At 47.0% G+C, this 20,483-nt stretch carries 12 protein-coding genes; 4 read left to right on the forward strand and 8 right to left on the reverse strand.

Annotated features, from left to right (window positions below):
- Nucleotides 1-103: 103 nt before the first annotated feature.
- Nucleotides 104-1,636: a hypothetical protein gene (locus tag QGP82_RS19860; protein WP_499060760.1), complete on the reverse strand. Its 1,533-nt coding sequence runs from the start codon at nt 1,634-1,636 to the stop codon at nt 104-106.
- 146 nt (nt 1,637-1,782) lie between these two features.
- Nucleotides 1,783-2,601, reverse strand: a complete 819-nt coding sequence (locus QGP82_RS19865) for a hypothetical protein (protein ID WP_499060761.1) — start codon at nt 2,599-2,601, stop codon at nt 1,783-1,785.
- Nucleotides 2,602-2,879: 278 nt separating this feature from the next.
- Between QGP82_RS19865 and QGP82_RS19870 the strand changes: the two genes are divergently transcribed.
- Both QGP82_RS19870 and QGP82_RS19875 read left to right on the forward strand, forming a co-directional pair.
- Nucleotides 2,880-3,605, forward strand: a complete 726-nt coding sequence (locus QGP82_RS19870; protein ID WP_499060762.1) for a Uma2 family endonuclease — start codon at nt 2,880-2,882, stop codon at nt 3,603-3,605.
- Between the two features lie 35 nt (nt 3,606-3,640).
- The gene (locus tag QGP82_RS19875; protein WP_499060763.1) at nt 3,641-4,120 is read left to right on the forward strand and encodes a DUF2690 domain-containing protein; all 480 of its coding nucleotides are present in this window, start codon (nt 3,641-3,643) and stop codon (nt 4,118-4,120) included.
- Nucleotides 4,121-4,188: 68 nt separating this feature from the next.
- Here QGP82_RS19875 and QGP82_RS19880 read toward each other — a convergent pair whose 3' ends face one another.
- From QGP82_RS19880 to psaA, 3 genes are all read right to left on the reverse strand, one after another.
- A complete protein-coding gene (locus QGP82_RS19880) occupies nt 4,189-5,556 on the reverse strand; it encodes a TIR domain-containing protein (RefSeq protein WP_499060764.1) in 1,368 nt (455 codons plus the stop codon).
- A 560-nt stretch (nt 5,557-6,116) separates the two neighbouring features.
- Nucleotides 6,117-8,321 carry a photosystem I core protein PsaB gene (psaB, locus tag QGP82_RS19885; protein ID WP_163669350.1) on the reverse strand — a complete coding sequence of 735 codons (2,205 nt, stop codon included), beginning with the start codon at nt 8,319-8,321 and terminating at the stop codon, nt 6,117-6,119.
- A gap of 23 nt (nt 8,322-8,344) precedes the next feature.
- Nucleotides 8,345-10,612, reverse strand: coding sequence for a photosystem I core protein PsaA (gene psaA, locus QGP82_RS19890; protein WP_163669349.1), 2,268 nt, complete (start codon nt 10,610-10,612; stop codon nt 8,345-8,347).
- A gap of 589 nt (nt 10,613-11,201) precedes the next feature.
- On the opposite strand from psaA, the gene QGP82_RS19895 reads away from it, so the two are divergent.
- On the forward strand, nt 11,202-12,761 hold the full coding sequence (locus QGP82_RS19895; protein ID WP_499060765.1) for a hypothetical protein: 1,560 nt from the start codon (nt 11,202-11,204) through the stop codon (nt 12,759-12,761).
- Nucleotides 12,762-12,801: 40 nt separating this feature from the next.
- Here QGP82_RS19895 and QGP82_RS19900 read toward each other — a convergent pair whose 3' ends face one another.
- The 3 genes from QGP82_RS19900 to ggpS form a co-directional block, all read right to left on the reverse strand.
- The gene (locus tag QGP82_RS19900) at nt 12,802-13,737 is read right to left on the reverse strand and encodes an NAD(P)H-dependent glycerol-3-phosphate dehydrogenase (RefSeq protein ID WP_163671854.1); all 936 of its coding nucleotides are present in this window, start codon (nt 13,735-13,737) and stop codon (nt 12,802-12,804) included.
- Between the two features lie 212 nt (nt 13,738-13,949).
- Nucleotides 13,950-15,638: a glycerol-3-phosphate dehydrogenase/oxidase gene (locus tag QGP82_RS19905; protein ID WP_163670612.1), complete on the reverse strand. Its 1,689-nt coding sequence runs from the start codon at nt 15,636-15,638 to the stop codon at nt 13,950-13,952.
- A 147-nt stretch (nt 15,639-15,785) separates the two neighbouring features.
- Complete coding sequence (gene ggpS / locus QGP82_RS19910) at nt 15,786-17,297, reverse strand: glucosylglycerol-phosphate synthase (protein WP_163670614.1); 1,512 nt, start codon at nt 17,295-17,297, stop codon at nt 15,786-15,788.
- A gap of 525 nt (nt 17,298-17,822) precedes the next feature.
- On the opposite strand from ggpS, the gene gghA reads away from it, so the two are divergent.
- Nucleotides 17,823-20,276, forward strand: coding sequence for a glucosylglycerol hydrolase (gene gghA / locus QGP82_RS19915; protein ID WP_499060795.1), 2,454 nt, complete (start codon nt 17,823-17,825; stop codon nt 20,274-20,276).
- Nucleotides 20,277-20,483 lie beyond the last annotated feature (207 nt).

The raw sequence follows: 20,483 nt of genomic DNA on the forward strand, positions 1-20,483 counted from the left end.
TCACAGGGGTACTTAATTGAAATTCTAATCAATGCAGCGGATTCTCTGGTCAGACCTTGGATACGGGGGCTGGAAACCCTTCTCTCCTCAGAGCAAGTCGCCATTAATTTGGGCAAAACTTAGGTACGTAAAACTGATCCTCGCTACTACAAGGAGATAACGAACCAATGGCATGGCGCTCAAGGTAAATAGTTGATGCTTCCTTCTGAACAGGTCGAATTTGTAAAATAAGCTCATCTACTCCGTTCGAATGACAAAATAATTGAGGAAACCAAGAATAAAATCTAGAAGACTCGAAACCAAAATTAAAGCTAGGCAATTGAACATTTTCACGAATCTGCCAATCATCTTCAGTCAAAGACTCACGATAGAAGTCAGATATTAGTCCGGGGTGTAGTGAGGTTTCTAATATCGCAATATCTTTTACAACATCTGATGTACCCCCTAAAACAACCGTTTCTGGAGGAACAGGTAAGTTATCAGAAAAGGCAGGTGGCAGCTGGTTCAGCCATAACTCAATTTCCTCACTGTCAGAGAGTTGCCCCATATCTTTCAAGATTCCCAGGGCTGTACTTTCAGGGATTTCTCCATCTGGAATATTATCAGTAACAAGATCGGGCCAAAAATCTTGTTGCGAGCTGTGTCTCCGGCCAAACATTCCTATATAGTGCTCGGGTTCTTCTGTGGCAAACAGATAAACTGTCGCTTGCTGCGGTAATTCGGAATCAACTGATTGAGACCATACAGACCACTGCAAGCGATCATTACCACTGCGGCTTTGCAGGCTCCAACCCTGCTGGCGCATTTGGGTTGAGTAGTGAGCCGTTAGTGCCCCTAACGATAAAGTTGTCTGAATCTTGGTCTGTGTGTCTAAATAATTATTACCACCGTTACTATCTAAAAATTCAAGTTGTGCATCGTTAGGGGGGGATAGTGATAATTCTGGCAACAGCTCTGAAATATCAGATTCGAATAGTAACGTACTCTCGGACTCAGCCCACGAGTCTTTCTCAGAATTACATGCAAAGCCAGATTGTGTAGAAATCAGAGTAACTCTGAGCTTAGTGGTATCTAAACTGCTTTGAAAAGTATTAAACGATAATTGAATATCACTTCCTTGTTTGCAAAATATTTGTTGTTTTTCTGACTCTGGCAAAGGTTCACTCGGTCTACCAAAGGTAATAGAAATTACTAGTGCACCAGTAGTAGCGCTATCTTCCGTATCGGTGATCTCCAGGCCGGGTTCTAACTCAGGCGTCATCCAGCGTTCCCATCCAGCATGTTGCAAGTCTTCTAAATAGTCAGACTCAACTTGCGAGTATTCTCCATCTACCTCAAAAAATAACAAGTGATAAGGTGCTGTAACCATAGTCCATTGATGCACTCCAGCAGTAGGTACTGGTAGTTCAGTTGGTAAATCTGGAACATCATTGCCAATGTGTAACTGTACCGTCTCTCCAAATAGAGGATAGGGCTGTAGCAAGGGTAATAATAGACGATAGGGAACTTGCGGATTGTCTTCAGGTGTAGGATCAGGCTGTGCCCTAGCAGATAAGGGAATACTCAACAGAGCTAGTAACGCTAACCATATTCTCAAAACTGACTTGGTCAAACGTGATGCAGTTAACGACATCATCCCAGCTCCAAATCTAAGTTCTTATTATTTTAGCTAAGGATATCGTCCCACAAGAGCCTAATGCGAACTTTATCCAAAGTCTACCAGGCTCTAGAAGCAACTCTAAAAAGAAACTTACGGGGGGATAGCCCCCTATATTATGATCCCTAACCTCCTCGGCCTTCCAGTAATAACTCTCTCACCACGTCAGGTGCGTTTCCTGTCTGAACAAATTCAGCAAAGCCTTTTAAAAATAAAGGATCATCTCCTTTCTCTTCTTGCCAGTCAGGAGACTTTTCATAGATCTGTGCCAAGGCCTCTAAATGATTAATCATGGTCATCCGCGCTGAGTCTGGCCAATGCAGAAAAATCTCGCCTAACTCATCCAGCCCATCTTGTTCCAGATCAAAATCAGTCACATTAATCTCTAACAACAATTCTAACACTCGCTTATATGCATCAGGATATTCTGGTTCCAAATCAATTGCTTCTTGGTAAAGTGCCATTGTATCTTGTTGTCTTTGAAGGAATTTAGCAGTATCTTCTTCAGAAACAACCCAATAACTATTACGCTCTAGCTCCTGAGCTTCAAGTATTAATGTTTCATAACGTGTTGCCAAACCTACAGTTATGGAACAACTCCCGGTTTCATCTAGAGGCGTTGGCAGACTATACTCATAGGTACCATCCTCATAAACCTCAAATATATAGGTTTTATCACTGGCAGTTCGCTTAACCTCCCCCATGGGCAACAAAGATTCTGTAGGAGTCACCACCGGAAAACAGGTGGTATTACCACCTGCACTCTGGGCACGAATCATGATCACATCACCCCCATGGCCCGAAAAATTATTAGGGCCAGGTGCTAAAGCATCTAGGGTTTCAATTTCATTATGAAATGCCATGGCTGGGCGTAAGTTTAGTACAGTCAGCCCAGCAATCAACCCACATCCCAACAACCTCAACGTGACCTTACGTCTATCCATAACTATGATTCTGAATTTATGAGCGCACTGACAATAAACTTCAATTAGAGAATGGTATTTTCGTAGTCATCTGATGTGAATGCCATGAAGTTACCGTAATGGAATGGATATCTTTTGCACAACAAGGTTTTGTCCTTGGCACACTCCACTACATCTTTCAAGAATGTCTGATACAACGGCAACTCAGCAAAGCCAAACAGGCTTAAGTTGCGCTGTCACCCTGCTCTATAGATATCGCATTACAATAGCTCTATTGTCGGTCTAATCGAACTTGACCAGTGGTTTTACAGTATGACCCTAAGCAGCAGTGTCTGCCTTCCTCTGCTGAGTTGCCCGACTCAGATGATACCCCTGTGGATAACGAGTTACAGAATTTAATCCCGAATCTACTGGAGGCAATTTTGGCAATGGCATGGCCTGACCGTCAGGACTGGTTCTTTGGTGTGGATATGGGGATTTACTATGCGCCATCAACACCTGCGGTTGTTCCTGATGGGTTCCTAAGCTTAGGGGTGGAACGCTTTATTGGCGAAGAGGGTCGCCTCAGCTATGTGATGTGGGAAGAGGACAATATTGCTCCCACCTTGGCGTTGGAGGTGGTTTCTAAAACCTATGGTGGGGAATACGAACGTAAAAAGGACATTTATGCGGATCTGGGCATTCCCTACTATGCGGTTTATCTGCCAAATCCATCTAGCAGCACGCGAGCTCGTCGGCAGCGACAGCCGCTAGAGGTTTATGAACTGGTGGATGGCACCTATCAGCTTTTGGAAGGTGGACCGATTTGGTTGCCTGAAATTGGTTTGGGGCTGGGACGTGAGCGGGGTACTTATCTGGGACGAGAGCGGGAATGGCTCTATTGGTATGACCAAGATGGGAATCGGTTACTGACACCAGAGGAAAGAGTTGATCAGACCCAGGCTCAGGTTGATCAAGAGCAAGCTCGGGCTGATCGATTGGCGGAAAAGTTAAGAGAGCTGGGAGTTGATCCAAGCAAGCTTTAGGATTTGGAATTAACGATTCAAAACTAAGTTTACTTATGGCTATTCACTTAACAAAATGTACACAGCTTCAAGCTCAAGGATTTACCCTTATTGAAGTTTTAGTAGTCATTGTTATCGTTAGCATCCTAAGCACTATTGGCTTAGCGAACTTCCTAAATATAGTACATCCCTGTTTTCAGGAACCAGAATCTTGTCTTAACAAAGATCCTATTCAAAAAAAGTGTGATAGAAAGCCTCAAACTAAGGCTGAAAGGCAAGTAGAAGATATTCATATTGAGCTTCGATACTCCCCTAAGTGCAACATGACGTGGGCACGCTCAACTGCCCCAAAAGGGTCTGAAATTTTTGTTGTTGATCTTAATAAGAGACAATATGGAAACTACACAATTCCTGCAGATCGATACAATCAACACTATGGTGACATGGGGCCAGGATTCGCCGCAGGCGCTTGTGTTTACACGTTAGAAGGGGAGCTTCTATGCACAGATTTAGCAGCACTCATTTATACGGATTAGGAGTTAGAACATAGAAGGCTCCAAGCTCAACCAACACGATAGATGCCGGTTAATTCGCCTAGAGCAGCTTATAATTTATCAGAATTCATAACAGTACGTGTCGGCCCATCACCGTATCGGATATAGCCATTTTCAAATTTCTGATGAATGGTTGTAGATATTTCTTGCTGCTCTTCTATGCTGATTGGAAACCCTAATCGCCCAAGTTCACCGTTTTCTTCCTCAAGATAATGCACACCAATTCCCCCAAAAACAGGAAATGCGACTTTATCTAACTGCAGTATCGCTCCGCCTCTAGCGAAGTCTTGACGCCAACCATCATTAGTCGGATACCTATTTGTTGTTGGATACCCAAGAGTAGGGTTGCCTACACCAGCAGCTTCAAATTTCAGCCAAAACTCACCACCGACCCAAAATGCTTTATGAGATTCCAACGGCTTAATTAAGATTCCAACTTCATCGGTGCCGCCAGAAAACTCTTGAATAAGAGCACTACGGTCACCTTTATAAACGTTACTGATTGGAAAACCAAGAATATCTTGTCCACCATTTTCTTCAAAAGCTTCTTGAAATACCGAGTAGGAGATATCTCCATCACTACCTATGAGATATGGTGGTATATCGTCAACAAAACCAGCATTCTGAGCTGGCAAGCTATAAAACAAAAAGAATACAAACACAAACATAGCAAATGCGCTAACAGCTTTAACATAAATGTTTTTAAAGATCTGGCCTTCCAAATATAACTCTCCTGGAAATAGCCATGTGCCGAGAGCTGCAGTGAAAGCTGCAAGCAACCTTATTATGGAAAGTGTAAAACTATTTTCAGTAGGAGAGTTAAAAACGAAATAGATTAAGATTGAGAATATAATTATAAACAAACAAACTGATATATTCCTCTCAGTTAATGAGCTAGCTTTCTTCCTCAAGAAACCTCTGGAAGACTTCTTGTTTTGCTTACCAAGATTATTCTTACTCCCAGTATCTTTTCTACTAATAGAGGAAGATCGCAGCTTGTCTGTTCGTATCATTTTCGCTATTTCTTCAAAGGTATAATCCTTCAAATAAATACACTTAGTAGTCTCGGTTAAGCCTGGTATTTCCGTATCGTCCACTCTAATAGGTAGAATATACAGGTCTTCTCTAAATGCTCTAGCTTGTGCTTGCTTTAGCTCATGTTTAGCCTGAGGTTCTTGACTGTAGGCTTTAGAAACAAAAATAACGCAGTATTCAGTTCTCTTGATTAACACATCATACTGATATAAATCTTGCCCCCATACCTCACCTTGCTCATTTCCCTTATAGAAAACACTTACGTCATATCTCTCTAAAATGTGAGCAAGCCTCTCTGCATAATCATGTTCCGCTTCAGCACAAGAGATTGCCACCTGATATTGTTTGTTTTTATTTTGGATTTCATCTGTATTAGGAGTCATACTTGAACAATTAGAATATTGTTTTAGTTTGCCAATAGCCTCGCACCTAATCCTATATAGGACATCAAATGAACGGGCAGTCCTTTCCAGGAGAGAAACACAACCATCCTCAAAGAAAGTATCGTTAATTTGAATGATTTTTGATTTTCTTAGGGAATCATCTGACTTAATAAAGATAGTAGTCTTATTATGTGAAGTGCGATTTTTTCGACGACGCTATTCAGGAATTTTCGGCCAGGGTGTTCTTTCGTAACCATCTAGTTCACGTCTGCACCAATGAACTAATTCATTTTTTTGCTCAACTCTCGCCCAACTTTCGAGTATAGCCAGGCCAACTGATAGAGGTTGCTGTTCATCGATTAAAGTTTCATACACTTCTGAATAGGTGTACATCCGTATATCTTCGAATAAATCCAGATAACTATCTTAGAAAAACTATTATTTGGTACAAGAGTACCCGAAATGAAGTTGGCACATCAATTATGCACTTGAGCCAAAACAAAAAGCCCTTCAGGCTTAGCTGAAGGGCTTTTTTCATTCTCCTAAGAGAGCTTCAAACGCTATCCAAATCGGCTAGACGTTGACGCTATCAGGAAGGCGGCGTAGGTGAGGACAAAGCCCACAGTAAAGTGAGTTAGACCAACCAAACGAGCCTGAACGATGGATAGTGCAACAGGCTTGTCCTTCCAGCTGATCAGGTTAGCTAGAGGAGTACGCTCATGAGCCCATACGATGGTCTCGATAAGCTCCTGCCAGTAACCACGCCAGGAGATTAGGAACATGAAACCAGTTGCCCAAACCAGGTGAGCGAACAAGAACATCCATGCCCATACAGACAGGTTATTCATGCCGTAGGCGTTGTAGCCGTTAATCAACTGGGAAGAGTTCAACCACAGATAATCACGGAACCAACCCATCAGGTAAGTAGAGCTGTCGTTAAACTGCGCTACGTTACCAGACCAGATAGCCAGATGCTTCCAGTGCCAGTAGAAGGTTAACCAGGCGATGGTGTTAAGCATCCAGAACATGGCTAGGTAGAAGGCATCCCATGCAGAGATGTCACAAGTACCGCCACGACCGGGGCCGTCACAAGGGAAGCTATAGCCAAAGTCCTTCTTGTCGGGCATTAGCTTAGAACCACGGGCATCCAATGCACCTTTGACCAAGATCAAAGTAGTTGTATGGAGACCCAGGGCAATCGCATGGTGAACCAAGAAGTCACCAGGGCCAATGGTCAAGAAGAGAGAATTGGTACCGCTGTTAATAGCTTCGAACCAGCCAGGTAGCCAGATGCCGCCAGCAGCAGCTGTAGCAGCACTGTCAGCATTGGAAAGCAGAGTATCAAAGCCGTATAGGGCCTTACCAGAGGCAGCCTGAACCCACTGTGCAAACACAGGTTCAACCAGAATTTGCTTCTCGGGAGTACCAAAGGCAACTACGACATCGTTGTGTACGTAAAGACCCAGGGTATGGAAACCGAGGAACAGAGTTACCCAGCTCAGGTGAGAAATGATTGCTTCTTTATGTTCCAAGATGCGAGCTAAGACGTTGTTAGCGTTCGCAGCAGGATCATAATCGCGAATCAAGAAGATCGCACCGTGGGCAAAGGCACCCATCATGATGAAGCCAGCGATGTACTGGTGGTGGGTGTAAAGCGCAGCCATGGTGGTGTAATCCTTAGCCATAAAGGCATAAGGAGGCAACGCATACATGTGCTGAGCCACTAGAGACGTTACTACACCCAAGGAGGCAAGTGCCAAACCTAGCTGGAAGTGCAAGGAGTTGTTGAGCGTGTCAAACAGACCCTTGTGGCCATCACCAAGCTTACCGCTAGGGGGTTGGTGAGCATTGAGGATCTCCTTGATGCTATGACCAATACCGAAATTAGTTCGGTACATGTGGCCAGCAATGATGAAGACAACCGCAATGGCTAGGTGGTGGTGAGCCATGTCAGTGAGCCATAGAGACTCAGTCTGAGGATGGAAACCACCCAAGAAGGTGAGAATTGCAGTACCCGAACCCTCAGATGTACCAAACACATGGTTTACAGTGTCAGGATTCTGAGCGTATACACCCCAGTTTCCAGTGAAGAATGGGGCCAAGCCAGCGGGGTGAGGCATAACAGTTAGGAAGTTATCCCAACCAACATGCACACCACGGGACTCAGGAATTGCAACGTGTACCAGGTGACCGGTCCAAGCCAGAGAACTCACACCGAACAAACCAGCAAGGTGATGGTTTAGGCGAGACTCAGCATTTTTGAACCAGGACAAGCTGGGACGGAACTTAGGCTGTAGGTGCAACCAACCTGCAAGCAGGAAGATTGAGGACAGCACTAGCAGGAACAAGGACGCCGAATATAGGTCGCCGTTGGTCCGCATACCAATGGTGTACCACCAGTGGTAAACCCCAGAGAACGCCACGTTAACGGGGCCAGTAGCACCAGCCTGGGTGAACGCATCCACCGCATTCTGGCCAAAGTGAGGATCCCAAATCGCATGGGCGATGGGCTTGGTACCGAGGGGGTCAGCGACCCACTGCTCGAAGTTACCTTGCCAAGCAACGTGGAACAGGTTGCCGGATACCCAGAGGAAAATGACTGCCAGGTGACCAAAGTGGGAAGCAAAAATCTTTTGATAAAGATTCTCTTCCGTCATGCCATCGTGGCTTTCAAAGTCATGGGAAGTGGCAATCCCGTACCAGATCCGACGCGTAGTTGGATCTTGTGCGAGGTCTTGGCTAAATTTTGGAAATTTAGTTGCCATAGTGTTCTATTAAGTCCTCCCCGCTAACCTATCGACAGAATTCGAGCATGGAAGAACGCCCAAGTCGTCACAATACCGCCGAGGAGGTAATGGGCGACACCAACCGCACGACCCTGAGTAATACTCAGTGCGCGAGGTTGAATTGCAGGAGCGACCTTGAGCTTATTATGAGCCCAAACGATGGACTCGATCAGCTCTTGCCAGTAGCCACGGCCACTGAACAGGAACATCAGGCTAAATGCCCAGATAAAGTGACCGGCTAGGAACATCAAACCATAGGCTGAGATAGCAGAGCCGTAGGAGTTAATTACCTGTGAAGCCTGAGCCCAAAGGAAGTCACGGAGCCAGCCGTTGATAGTAATTGCGCTAGTCGCGAAGTTACCACCAGCAGGGTGAGATACCGCACCGCCGGAAACCGTGCCCCATACATCCGATTGCATCTTCCAGCTGAAGTGGAAAATCACAATAGATAAGGAGTTATACATCCAGAACAGACCTAGGAAGACATGGTCCCAACCAGAAACCTGGCAAGTACCACCACGACCGGGGCCGTCGCAAGGGAAGCGGAAACCCAACTCGCTCTTATCAGGGATGAGGCGAGAGCTACGGGAGTAAAGCACACCCTTAAGCAGGATTAGAACAGTTACGTGAATGGTGAACGCATGGATGTGGTGCACCATAAAGTCAGCTGTGCCAAGAGCAATGGGCATCATAGCCACTTTGCCACCAACGGCAACCATGTCACCACCAAAGGCAACACTAGTAGGACCAATTGCATTAGGAGCAGTGGTACCGCTAGCAGCTAAGGTGTGCAGGTTCTGCAGCCATTGAGCAAAGATAGGCTGTAGCTGAATCGCACTGTCGGAGAACATGTCTTGGGGACGACCCAAGGCACGCATAGTGTCGTTGTGGATATATAGACCAAAGCTGTGGAAGCCTAGGAAAATACATACCCAGTTGAGGTGAGAGATGATGGCATCACGAGCGCGTAAGACGCGGTCGAGCACGTTGTCGACATGCATGGCCGGATCGTAGTCACGAACCATTGCGATCGCACCGTGAGCAGCACCACCCACAATCAAGAAGCCGCCAATCCACATATGGTGAGTGAATAAGCATAGCTGGGTAGCGTAATCAGTTGCTAGGTAAGGATACGGAGGCATTGCATACATATGCTGAGCCACAATAATCGTTACCGAACCACCCATAGCCAGGTTGATAGCCAGCTGAGCATGCCAGGAAGTGGTCAAGAACTCAAACAAGCCATCGTGGCCATTCTTAGCAGGGAAGAGCAACGGATCGCCCTTCTGACCCTCTAGGATCTCCTTGATGCTATGACCAATACCCCAGTTAGTACGGTACATATGACCAGCAAAGATGAACATGACAGCAATCGCCACATGGTGATGCGCAATGTCAGTCATCCATAGACCACCAGTCACAGGATTTAGACCGCCCTTGAAGGTCAAGAAGTCAGCATAAGCACCCCAATTCAGGGTGAAGAATGGAGTAATCCCCTGCGCAAAACCAGGGAATAAGTCCGCCATGAACACTTTATCTAGCAGATACTCGTGGGGCAAAGGAATATCCTGTGGAGCCACCCCGGAATCCAATAGAGCGTTAACAGGCAAAGAAACATGGATCAGGTGACCAGCCCAAGCTAGAGAACCTAGACCAAACAAACCAGCCAGGTGGTGGTTCAACATGGACTCCACGTTCTGGAACCACTCAAGCTTAGGAGCCTTGATGTGGTAGTGGAATACACCAGCATTAATCATCAAACCAGCCATTACCAGCGCACCGATGGCAGTGCACAAAAGCTGGAAGGAGTTGGTGTAACCAGCTGCTCTCCACATCTGGAACAAACCAGACGTGATTTGAATACCTTGGAAGCCGCCGCCCACTTCACCGTTCAGGATTTCTTGACCAAAAATAGGCCAAACCACCTGAGCACTGGGATGAATATTAATGGGATCTGCTAACCAAGCTTCAAAGTTAGAAAAGCGAGCGCCATGGTAATACATGCCACTCAACCAAATGAACACAATGGCCAAATGGCCAAAGTGAGCGCTAAAAATTTTACGAGAAATGTCCTCTAAGTCACTGGTGTGACTATCAAAGTCGTGAGCGTCGGCATGGAGGTCCCAAATCCAGGTAGTAGTTTTGGGTCCCTTGGCCAAGGCACGGCTGAAGTGACCGGGCTTGCCCCATTTCTCAAAAGAAACAGGTACCGGATTCTCATCAACTGCCACCTTGACTGCTGCCTCCCGCTCCCGCGGGGTAGTTGTCATGGAGACTCTCCTCTCTCTAGACAAAGAACGAACAGCCTAAAAAACGAGATCAGCAAATGCTTCGTGAATGAAACAATTGCAAACATTTTCATTGAGATGTTAACTCACAGAAAATTTTGACGCTCGCCATTAATAGGATTGCTCCTGAGCATTATAGACTTGGCGCTTCACCAATTTTGCGTCGAGTTAACAATAATTCAACCTCCGAAATCCTCTTAGGATAAGGATCGCAAGGTAGTCAATGCCACAAAATTGACATCGAGCATGGGTGATATTAACAAATCTCAATAGAGATCTCTATTTTGGGCCGTAAGTCATGGAGATTGCATACAAACCCAAAAACTCAACTTCTTTTTCCTAATGAACACCATAGAATCTAATAATAGTAAGGGATTCAGTCTCGTACATGCATATATTTAGATTTATTTATTTTTGTAAATTAGCTGAGTAATTTTCTCCTCTTGCGGTGGTTGTAGAGGATTTCCTCATTAAGCGTGACAGTAGCCCGCTAGGATCGATTAAGCACAGTTCTGTTTGGTTTCAAAGGCAGGGCAGGGGCACATTTAACTGTCACAGGAAGAGCTACACCATGACTCTGGTTTCTAATGTTTTGGGACGTTGGCAACAGCATTTAGTCAAGATAATTGGAGCGTTGGTTTTAACAGCACTTTTATTCAGTACGGGCTGTAGCAATCCTCAAGGAATCGAACCGTCAACCGTCACGGAGACCGCTAAGTCCTCCTTATTTACGCCAAGTCCTCCGATCAAGCAGGTAGACACACCGGAACTGATTCAAGAATTGGCCCCGTGGCTAGATACCTACGAACCCCAAGTCCAAATCCTGGAACCCAAAGCTGAAGAAGTTTTTGACAAAACTACAGTCAGTGTAGTCCTAAGGGTGAAAGATTTACCTATATATAAGGACACAAGGTGGGAGATGGGGCCTCACTTAGTGCTTCTGCTGGATAATCAGCCCTATGGTGCGATATACGACCTTGATCAATCTATTACGTTGACGGATCTAACGCCAGGCACCCATACCATCAGGATCTTTGCTGAACGCCCCTGGCATGAAAGCTTTAAAAATGAAGGGGCTTATGCCCAAGCGACATTTCACATCTTTGCCAAAACGGATGAAAATGCACCAAAGGCTAATCAGCCACTGCTCACTTACGGTGCACCCATGGGTGTCTATGGAGCTGAGCCGATTTTATTGGATTTTTATTTAACTGAGGCTCCTCTACATCAAGTCGCTGTAGATAACCCAACGATTTCAGATTGGCGAGTGCGATACACCATCAATGGCCACAGTATCACCCTCCAAGATTGGCAACCTATATATATAGAGGGCTTAAAACCTGGAAAAAACTGGGTACAGCTCACACTGGTTAACGAGGACGGTAAGCCAATTGCAGGGGTTTTTAATAACACTGTGCGACTGATTGACTATGACCCCAATGACAACAATAGTCTTGCCAAAATCATCCGGGGAGAGGTGGCCTTAGAAGATGTGGGCGGCATTATCGATCCAACCTATGAGCCACCGGTTGTCGAAGAGCCTGAGGTAGCGGCCCCAGAAGTAGCGGTACCAGAAGTAGCGGTACCAGAAGTAGCGGTACCAGAAGTAGCGGCCCCGGAAGTTATCGAATCGCCCACTCTGGACGAACCGGAAGTAGCGGCACCGGAGGTAGCCGCACCGTCCATTCTGGAAAAGCTGGATAAACCTGGTGAACTAGCACCAGCTCAACCGGAGACACTGGAGCAAGAGATTCCTGACATAGCAGCCCCGGAGATCATAGAAACCGCTGAGCCCTCTGAAAATACTGGCGGCTCGATCGATCAGACCATGCAGGATAACAGCCTGACTGAGGATCGTGATACTGAGGATCGTGATGATGCTGAAGTTGATGAGTCTGATTTACCAGTAACAGAAACAACTGCTGTGCCAGAACGTTCTGACAAACTTGACTTAGAGATAAGTGCTGAGTCAGCTACTTCTGCTGATACAGAGGAAAACATTGAACCCTCATCAGAGGCCATGTCTGAACAGACACCCATTACGGATAAGCAAGACTCATCATCGAGACGCTATTTTCAGAAACTGTATGACTATAGCGATCGCGCCATGAAAAATCGCGATCGCAATTAAGCCAATCTCCCGTTCCATACCTACTACGGCGTAAACGGACTTAGTTTTTAGCCCTTAAATCACAGGCCTCTGGCTTAAGTTGCCGCTCCATCAAGTTGCCAACGGCTTCCTGGGGGGTGATTACCCCCCGCAGAAGACGATGAACCTGGCGAGCAATGGGAACTGGAATACCGTCACGGTTGGCCATGTCGATCAGGACGTGAGCCGTGTTCACCCCTTCAGCCGTACTGCCTAACTCTGCCAAAATATCATCGAGTTTTTTCCCCTGCGCGAGGCCATAGCCCACACGATAGTTACGACTGAGGGTGCCATCGCATGTGGCTAGCAGATCACCCAAACCCGAAAGCCCGTAGAAGGTCTCTACCTGCGCCCCCATGTGAACACCCACCCGCAGCATTTCGGGAATGGCGCGGGTAATTAGAGCCGCTTTAGCATTGGAGCCCAGCTTAAGGCCATCACAGACACCCACTGCGATCGCAATCACATTTTTCAATGTCCCCCCCAGCTCAGCCCCCACTGGATCTGGACTGGTATAAATGCGAAACATCTCAGACGAATAGACCTGCTGTACCCTTGCCGCTGCATCCACATCGGTGCTCGCCACCACTGTGGCCGCTGGTAGCTGCGCTTCGATTTCCTTAGATAAATTAGGGCCAGACAAAACCACAATGGGATTGTCTGGAAAGGTGTCGCGAAAAATCTTAGACGGCGTTCTGGTGGTCTCAGGATCTAACCCCTTAGTCGCCGTCACTAAAATAGTCGAGGTTTTGAGAGCCGCCGTCTGAAGCTGACTCGCTAACGCCGAAACCCCCTTCATGGAAATGGCCGATACTACAATGTCAGCATCAGCGACCGCAGACTTGAGATCTGAAGGCCCCCGTCGCGACCAGATCTGCACCTGATTGCCATTGCTCAGGGCTAGCCTTGCTAACGCTGTTCCCCAAGCTCCTGCCCCTAATACCGTCACCCGAGCCATCTGCTTTAAAGCTTCTGAGAGCGGAATAATTGGAGTTTCAGACGGTGCAGATGAAGTAACCACGAGACAAGCTCCCTTTACTCTAGAGTTTTAAGTTTTAAGTGTTGAGTTTTGAGTTAGTTGCCCAATTCAAAACTCAACACTAAGAACCTACAACTAGCCTAAGCGACGGTCGTAGCTATGGCAGGGCTATATCAGAACCGATCACTGATCTAAGCAACGGTCGTAGCTATGGGAGGGCTGTATTTGTCTAGCTGATAGTCGGGGATACAGTTGTCGCGCATGTAGGTGTAGTAGTCGATCAGGTTGCGATCGCATTTACCCTCCGACCAACCACAGTAGCGCTTCAACACATCCGCCAATACAGGCAGTACATCAAAACCATAGTTACTCCGCATCGACAAAGCTGTCCGCCGTCGACAAATATCTAGGTAGGTGCGAGCCATCTCTGACCTCACACTGTAGACAATCTGTGCCTTAATATCAGGCTGGTCTGGCACAATCGGCTCGACCAGTTCAGGAAACTCTTCTACGATGGCCAATACCTGAGGCGTTCGCGCACCATAGAGCGATAACAAATGAGCGACCACATCTCGATTGGCCGTCGTCATTAGTGTCTTAGCCTCGCTAGTTGAAATTGCACCGGGTAGCGGTGCCTGTCTAGTGACTGAATGACTGCCAGATTTCTTCTGCTTTTTCAATCGCTTTCTAAGCGCTGCATCCACCATTTCCTCGCCCACCTGACGGTGAGTAGTGAGCTTGCCACCAATCAAGGAAACCATGTTATTCACCCCTTCGGATGTGTGGTCATATAGCACATGGCTACGGGTAATACTGCTAGTCTTTTTGCCTTTGCTATAGGGCAAAGGGCGCACACCCGCATAGGTAAACTGCACCGATTCCCGCGTCAGCTGAGCTGTGGGGATGACCCGATTAGCCTCATTCAATAGGTAATCGATTTCATCATTACTGACATGGACCTTATCCAAATCGCCCTCAAAGCGAATATCCGTGGTGCCAATCAGACACATCCCTAACCACGGCAAAATAAAGAAAGGTCGACCATCGGTAAGGGCTTCCACATAAAGAGCTTCATCCGGTGCCCCTGGGAATTTATCGACGATGATATGGCTACCCCGTGTGCCACCAATTTTGCGACTTTTACCGACAGGCGCAGGCGCATTACCCTTAATTCCACTGCGGCAAACCTGATCAACCCAAGGGCCAGAGGTATTGATCACCACCGTTTGATCATGACCATGGACTGTGAAGGCTTCACCGGTTTCAGTATCGCGACAAAGCAGCGACGAAATGCGCTGATCCTTCCGTTGGAGCTGGGCTACGGTCACATAGCTCAGCATGGTAGCCCCGGCCTCCTGGGCCGATAGCACAATTTCTAAACAGAGCCGCTCAGCATATTCCACTTGAGCATCATAATATTGGGCCGCACCACGACAGCCCTCTGGCTCCACTGCTCGAAATAGCTGCTGTAACTTTTGAGCCGCTAACATCCGATGATTTGGCAAGCTCTTGTCATAGCTCAGCAGATCGTACAGCACCATCCCCGCCTGAATCTCCCAATAGCTACGAGACCCCTGGGCATAAATAGGAATTGTCATTTGAATGGGCTTCACCAAATGAGGGGCTGTTCGCAGCAAGATTTCTCGCTCTCGCAGTGACTCCCGTACCAAGTTAAATTCGAAATACTCTAAATAGCGCAAACCACCATGAACCAAGCGGCTTGACCAACTAGTGGTGCCGCCACCAAAATCCCCTTTCTCAATCAAAATGGTCTTTAAACCACGTAAGGCACCATCACGGGCTACGGCTACTCCATTGATACCACCACCAATCACAATTAAATCGTAGGTCGTCGCTTCTATCGTTGAGTAATCAGGCATAGTTGCCACCAAAAGTAACGAGCTATAGAGAAATAAAGTATTAAATCACGAACTAGAATTCCCCATGTTTCAAGATGGCACAGTTTTTTAGAAAGAGGTTGAAATTGTAGGGGTGTTCCATGGAACACCCCTACAATTTCAAATTTCCTAAACTCTAGCAACCTCCTTCGTCTCTGGCTCAATCGCTACCGTCGCTTTGGCTTCCCTAAATAGATGATTGGCCCACTGCTGAACGTCATAACGACAAATAGCCTTGTGGAGCTTCTTCATGCGCTCGGCCTGTTCCTCATCAGACATGGCCAGCGCTTCATCAATACGCTCATCCATACGTGTGGAGGAATAGGGGTTGGTGAGTAGCGCATCAGGCAGCTCCACAGCGGACCCCGTAAACTCAGACAAAATGAGGACACCGTCTTCGCCGTTATGAACAGCTACATACTCCTTAGCGACCAGGTTCAAACCATCTCTTAACGGACAGATCCAGGCAATATCTGCGGCTTTGTACAGTGCCATCAAATCGTCATAGGGCAAAGGCTCAGTAAAGAGCTGCACAGGCGTCCAGTTAAGGGAACCAAAGCGACCATTGATCTGGCCCACCATTTGTTCAATTTGCTCCTGAGCAATGCGATAAACCCGCATCCCTTTGGCCGCCTTCACCGCCGTCATCATTAAGTTGACTTTGCCAATCAACTCAGGGCGTCTGGCTAACAACCGTTCGTAGCAGGCCAGCATTTCCTTAGCACCTTTGACATAATCAACCCGCCCAGCGGACATGATCAGCTTGTTATCACCAATCTCAGCACGCAGTACCTTCACCCGCTCTTGAATCGATGGGCGCATGACCACATCGTGAATCTTTTGGGGACTGGTTCCCACAGGGAATGCATCAATGGTGACAATGCGACCGTTGTAGCGCAGCTTAGTGACCATTTCAGGTTCGGCTAGGGCAGTACCTGTCTTAGTAAAGGCTTCTGGTACGGGGATGCGCTCTACAACTTCTACATCACGACAGCTGCGGGCAGCCGACACAAAGTTCTGCACATAGCGAGGGATATGGAAACCACACAAATCACAGCACAGTAAGCTGTCAATAATGGCATCTCGCCAGTGGAGAATATTAAACACATCCGCTGCCGGGAAAGGCGTGTGATGGAAGAATGCAATCTTCACATGGGGCATCTTCTGACGGATGTAATAGGGCGTGAGCCAGAGGTTGTAATCGTGAATCCAAATCAGCGCATCGTCTGCTGCATCTTCGCAAGCCGCTTCGGCAAATAACCGATTAATGTTCTGGAAGTTTTCCCAGTCAGAGCTGTCATAGGTAAAGTGCTCAGGGAACGAGTGCAAAATAGGCCAAAAGGCTTCTTTTGAGGTGATGTGATAAAAGTTACGTACCTGATCAGCATTAAGAGGGATCCGCCGCACCACACAGCTATCGCTGCCCCCGTCCATGGTGACTCGATCAACAAATCCTTCTTGCTCAGCCTCAGTAATTTGTTTCCACGCTACCCAAGTGCTCTGATCGGCATTAGCAAAAAAGCTCTTTAGGGTAGGAACAATACCGTTAGGACTCTTTTTTTCTCGATAATAAATCTTGCCATTTTCCTTCACCTCATCATAGGGTTCACGGTGGTATAGGATGACCAAGGAAGACTTCATGTTATTTTCTCCTGCAAGTTTATTAGCAGCGGTCAATTAAGCTTGAAACTCGAACATAATAAAGCTCAGCAATGACAGCTCACTTACCAAGCTGCCTCTGCTGAGCCCCAAAAAATTGCATGAAATAGTACTTAAAATCCGCCGACGATTTTTACCAACACATCAGGGTTTACAGAGAGTTACATTACCGTATTAAGCCTGATTTAGCAATTTAACGGGTATTCTCCTTTCAGCCCTGCATTGGGTAAGGGAAAACATTTCGGGAACGAATTTAACAACGTCAACCATAAATATGTTTTCACTCGATATCGATCTTACACTCAGTTTAGAGATGTAAATCATGGACACATTTTCGTCTTACTTTTGATCGATGGGAACTATGGGCGTTTTCAACATTCTGAGCTAATGTAGCGCCGCTAAACCACATCCGAGTAAACTGCGCTCCCCTCAATAACGAGACATACGGTGATTGCAACTGCCCCCAAACACATTCAACTAGTTGAAGATGAAACCCAAAGCCTACTGATGTGGGCCGAAAGCATCCAACGTTCAGAAGCCACATTTTTTGAAAAAGCTCAGAAAATTGCTCGACGTCTGGGCGCACATTATCGTGCTGATCGGTTGACTGAAGTTGGTTTTTGGACCCCCGATCTAACGGGGGACATTATCCAGTCAGAAGACCGAATTGTACTGGAGATTTATACACCGACAGAGAATATTAACTTTCGAGCAACAGAACAAACCGTTACGTTTAATCGAGTTCAAATCCCCCTAGTCAAACAGGGCGAATTTGTTTGGGGCGTAATCGAGGGCATGCGGTCAGGACGTCGCGATCGCGCTGGCTGTTTTTACTGGTTACGCTATACCGATCAGGATGGAAGAGTACACATCATCCGTGATCCGCTGGCCTATTCTCTGCCCTACGGTATCTTTGCCCCCGCAGAACTGTACGATATGCGCTTAATACAGCGGCAGCGAGCAGATCGTAGCTATTTTCGCCGTACCGGCAGCAGCTATAGCGACACGGACATTCCCCGCATCGGTGCGCCCACCAATATTTTGCAGATTCACGTCAAGACGGCGTCGCCCCAAGGCACATTTGAGGGATTGACGGCAATTTACCAGCGGATCTCCGACAAGCTTGCCGCTGGGGAAGAACTCACCGCTGAAGAGGCCGTTTATGCAGGCTACGATGCTATTCAGCTACTGCCTGTAGTACCCACCATTGAGTATCGTCGCGAAGACTCCCATGGAGACTATGAGTTTTTTGCGATTCTGCCAGACAAAAACGAAGCTCCCCATCCATCGTTTGCAGAAAATTCTGTCCCTGACCTTTCCCCCAGGGTCTCTCAGGCCGTTTTACGCAAGCCCGACACCCAAAATTGGGGCTACGATGTTCCCATGCTGGGCTCAGGCACAACTAACCCCTCGGTTTTAGGGAGCCTGAGGCCTGATGAGGTGATCGACTTTATTGCCACACTCCACAACTTTTCTACAGGCCCAATTCAGCTGATCTATGACTTGGTCTATGGCCATGCCGACAACCAAGCCCTAGAGGTCATGACCCATCAGTTCTTTAAAGGACCCAACATGTATGGGCAAGATCTGAACCACCAGCTACCCCAGGTAAGGGCTATCTTGCTAGAGATGCAGCGACGCAAAATCAATACAGGGGCTGACGGCATCCGCGTAGATGGCGGCCAGGATTTTCGCTTCTTTAACCCGCTCACGGATCGAGTCGAGCAGGATGATGCTTATCTGTTGGCCATGAGCGATGTCGTGCAGGACATCAACGGCTATCGACGGTTGATGTTCACTATTTTTGAGGATGGCCGCCCCTGGCCCCAGGAAGGCTGGGAAGAAATTTCCCGATACCGGGAGCTAATTGAGCAAAAACCTGAATCATTTCAGTGGGGACCACTGATTTTTGCTCACAATACCCCATCCCTACAAGGATTTTGGGACCGCAAATGGCGACGGGTGGGGGAAGTCATTTTCCAAGGGAACCGTTGGATTACAGGCTGTGGCAACCATGACACGGTGCGGCGTGGCACCCAGGTAAAAACGGACCAGCCGATCAACTGGAATCTGGGCAAAACCCTACCGAATGTTCTGCACAAGGCCTATAACAACCCAGCCACCCAGATATGGGTATGTGGTTTTAGTCCCGGCTTACCCATGGACTTTATCAATGCCAACGTAGGTGCGCCCTGGGGGTTTTTCAGAAACACCGATGACCGATATGGGGTCAAGGTCGTTTCAGAAGAAATCAGCTTTCTAGACTGGCAAATCGAACCCGATATGTACGATTTGCCAGAAGTGTATCCCCAGCTCAAGCAAATGGGATTTCGTGATTTCCAGCAATTGCAGGACTTTTCACGCACACTACAGGAAGCCATGGTATCAACGGACTATAACCTACAAGAGGTAGCTGCCATTTGCAGTAAGTGCCTGGGACCCAGTACCGAAAGCTGTGAACTCCCTGCTTTGGCTGAGCTCAACGAGTCTTCTCTAGCGGAGTTTTTAGCCAATTTAGATGTCCCAAAACTGAAAAGGTTTGCCATGGCTTTTATGGAAGATGGCCATGATTTGTGCAATGTCTCCCGTTCCTATGGGCAGATCGATCAAGGCATTGCCAAATTCCACCTCGCCCTGAGACAGTATCGCCGCCGCTATCCCTGGTTGCAGGACAATTTGACTGGCCATGATCGGTTTAATCGCATTAGCGACGACCAGCGTACGGTTTTTTATGGCCTCAGACGCAATCCCGATGAACCCGAGGCATCCCCAATTATGATGGTGGCCCATATGGGAGGAAAGCCGCTGACCATCAAACTGGAGGATTGGTTAGGCATAAACATGGAGGATTGGCAGGTTGCGATCGCAACACCCGATCTCAATCTCGACACCGATCTCAAGAACTTGAGCCACTTCCCCCTAAAGGATAGCCAGGGTGTTCTTTTTGAACAGAAAAAATAAACACCCTAGCTTTAAGAAATCAATAAGTCTTGAAAGACAATTGTGTAATGCCCAGCCTGTACTGGAGCAGTAGTTTTTCCCTGACAACAATTAATGAAACTCACTCTATTAATTACGCCAGAAGGATTTTAGAGATCATAGAACATTTATTTTTTTGTCTACATATAACTTTTCAAAGTGCTACGATATATAAAATCAACCTTAAGA

It is taken from the genome of Leptothoe sp. LEGE 181152, assembly GCF_032906605.1.
In the GTDB taxonomy this organism is placed as follows: domain Bacteria; phylum Cyanobacteriota; class Cyanobacteriia; order Phormidesmidales; family Phormidesmidaceae; genus Leptothoe; species Leptothoe turfae.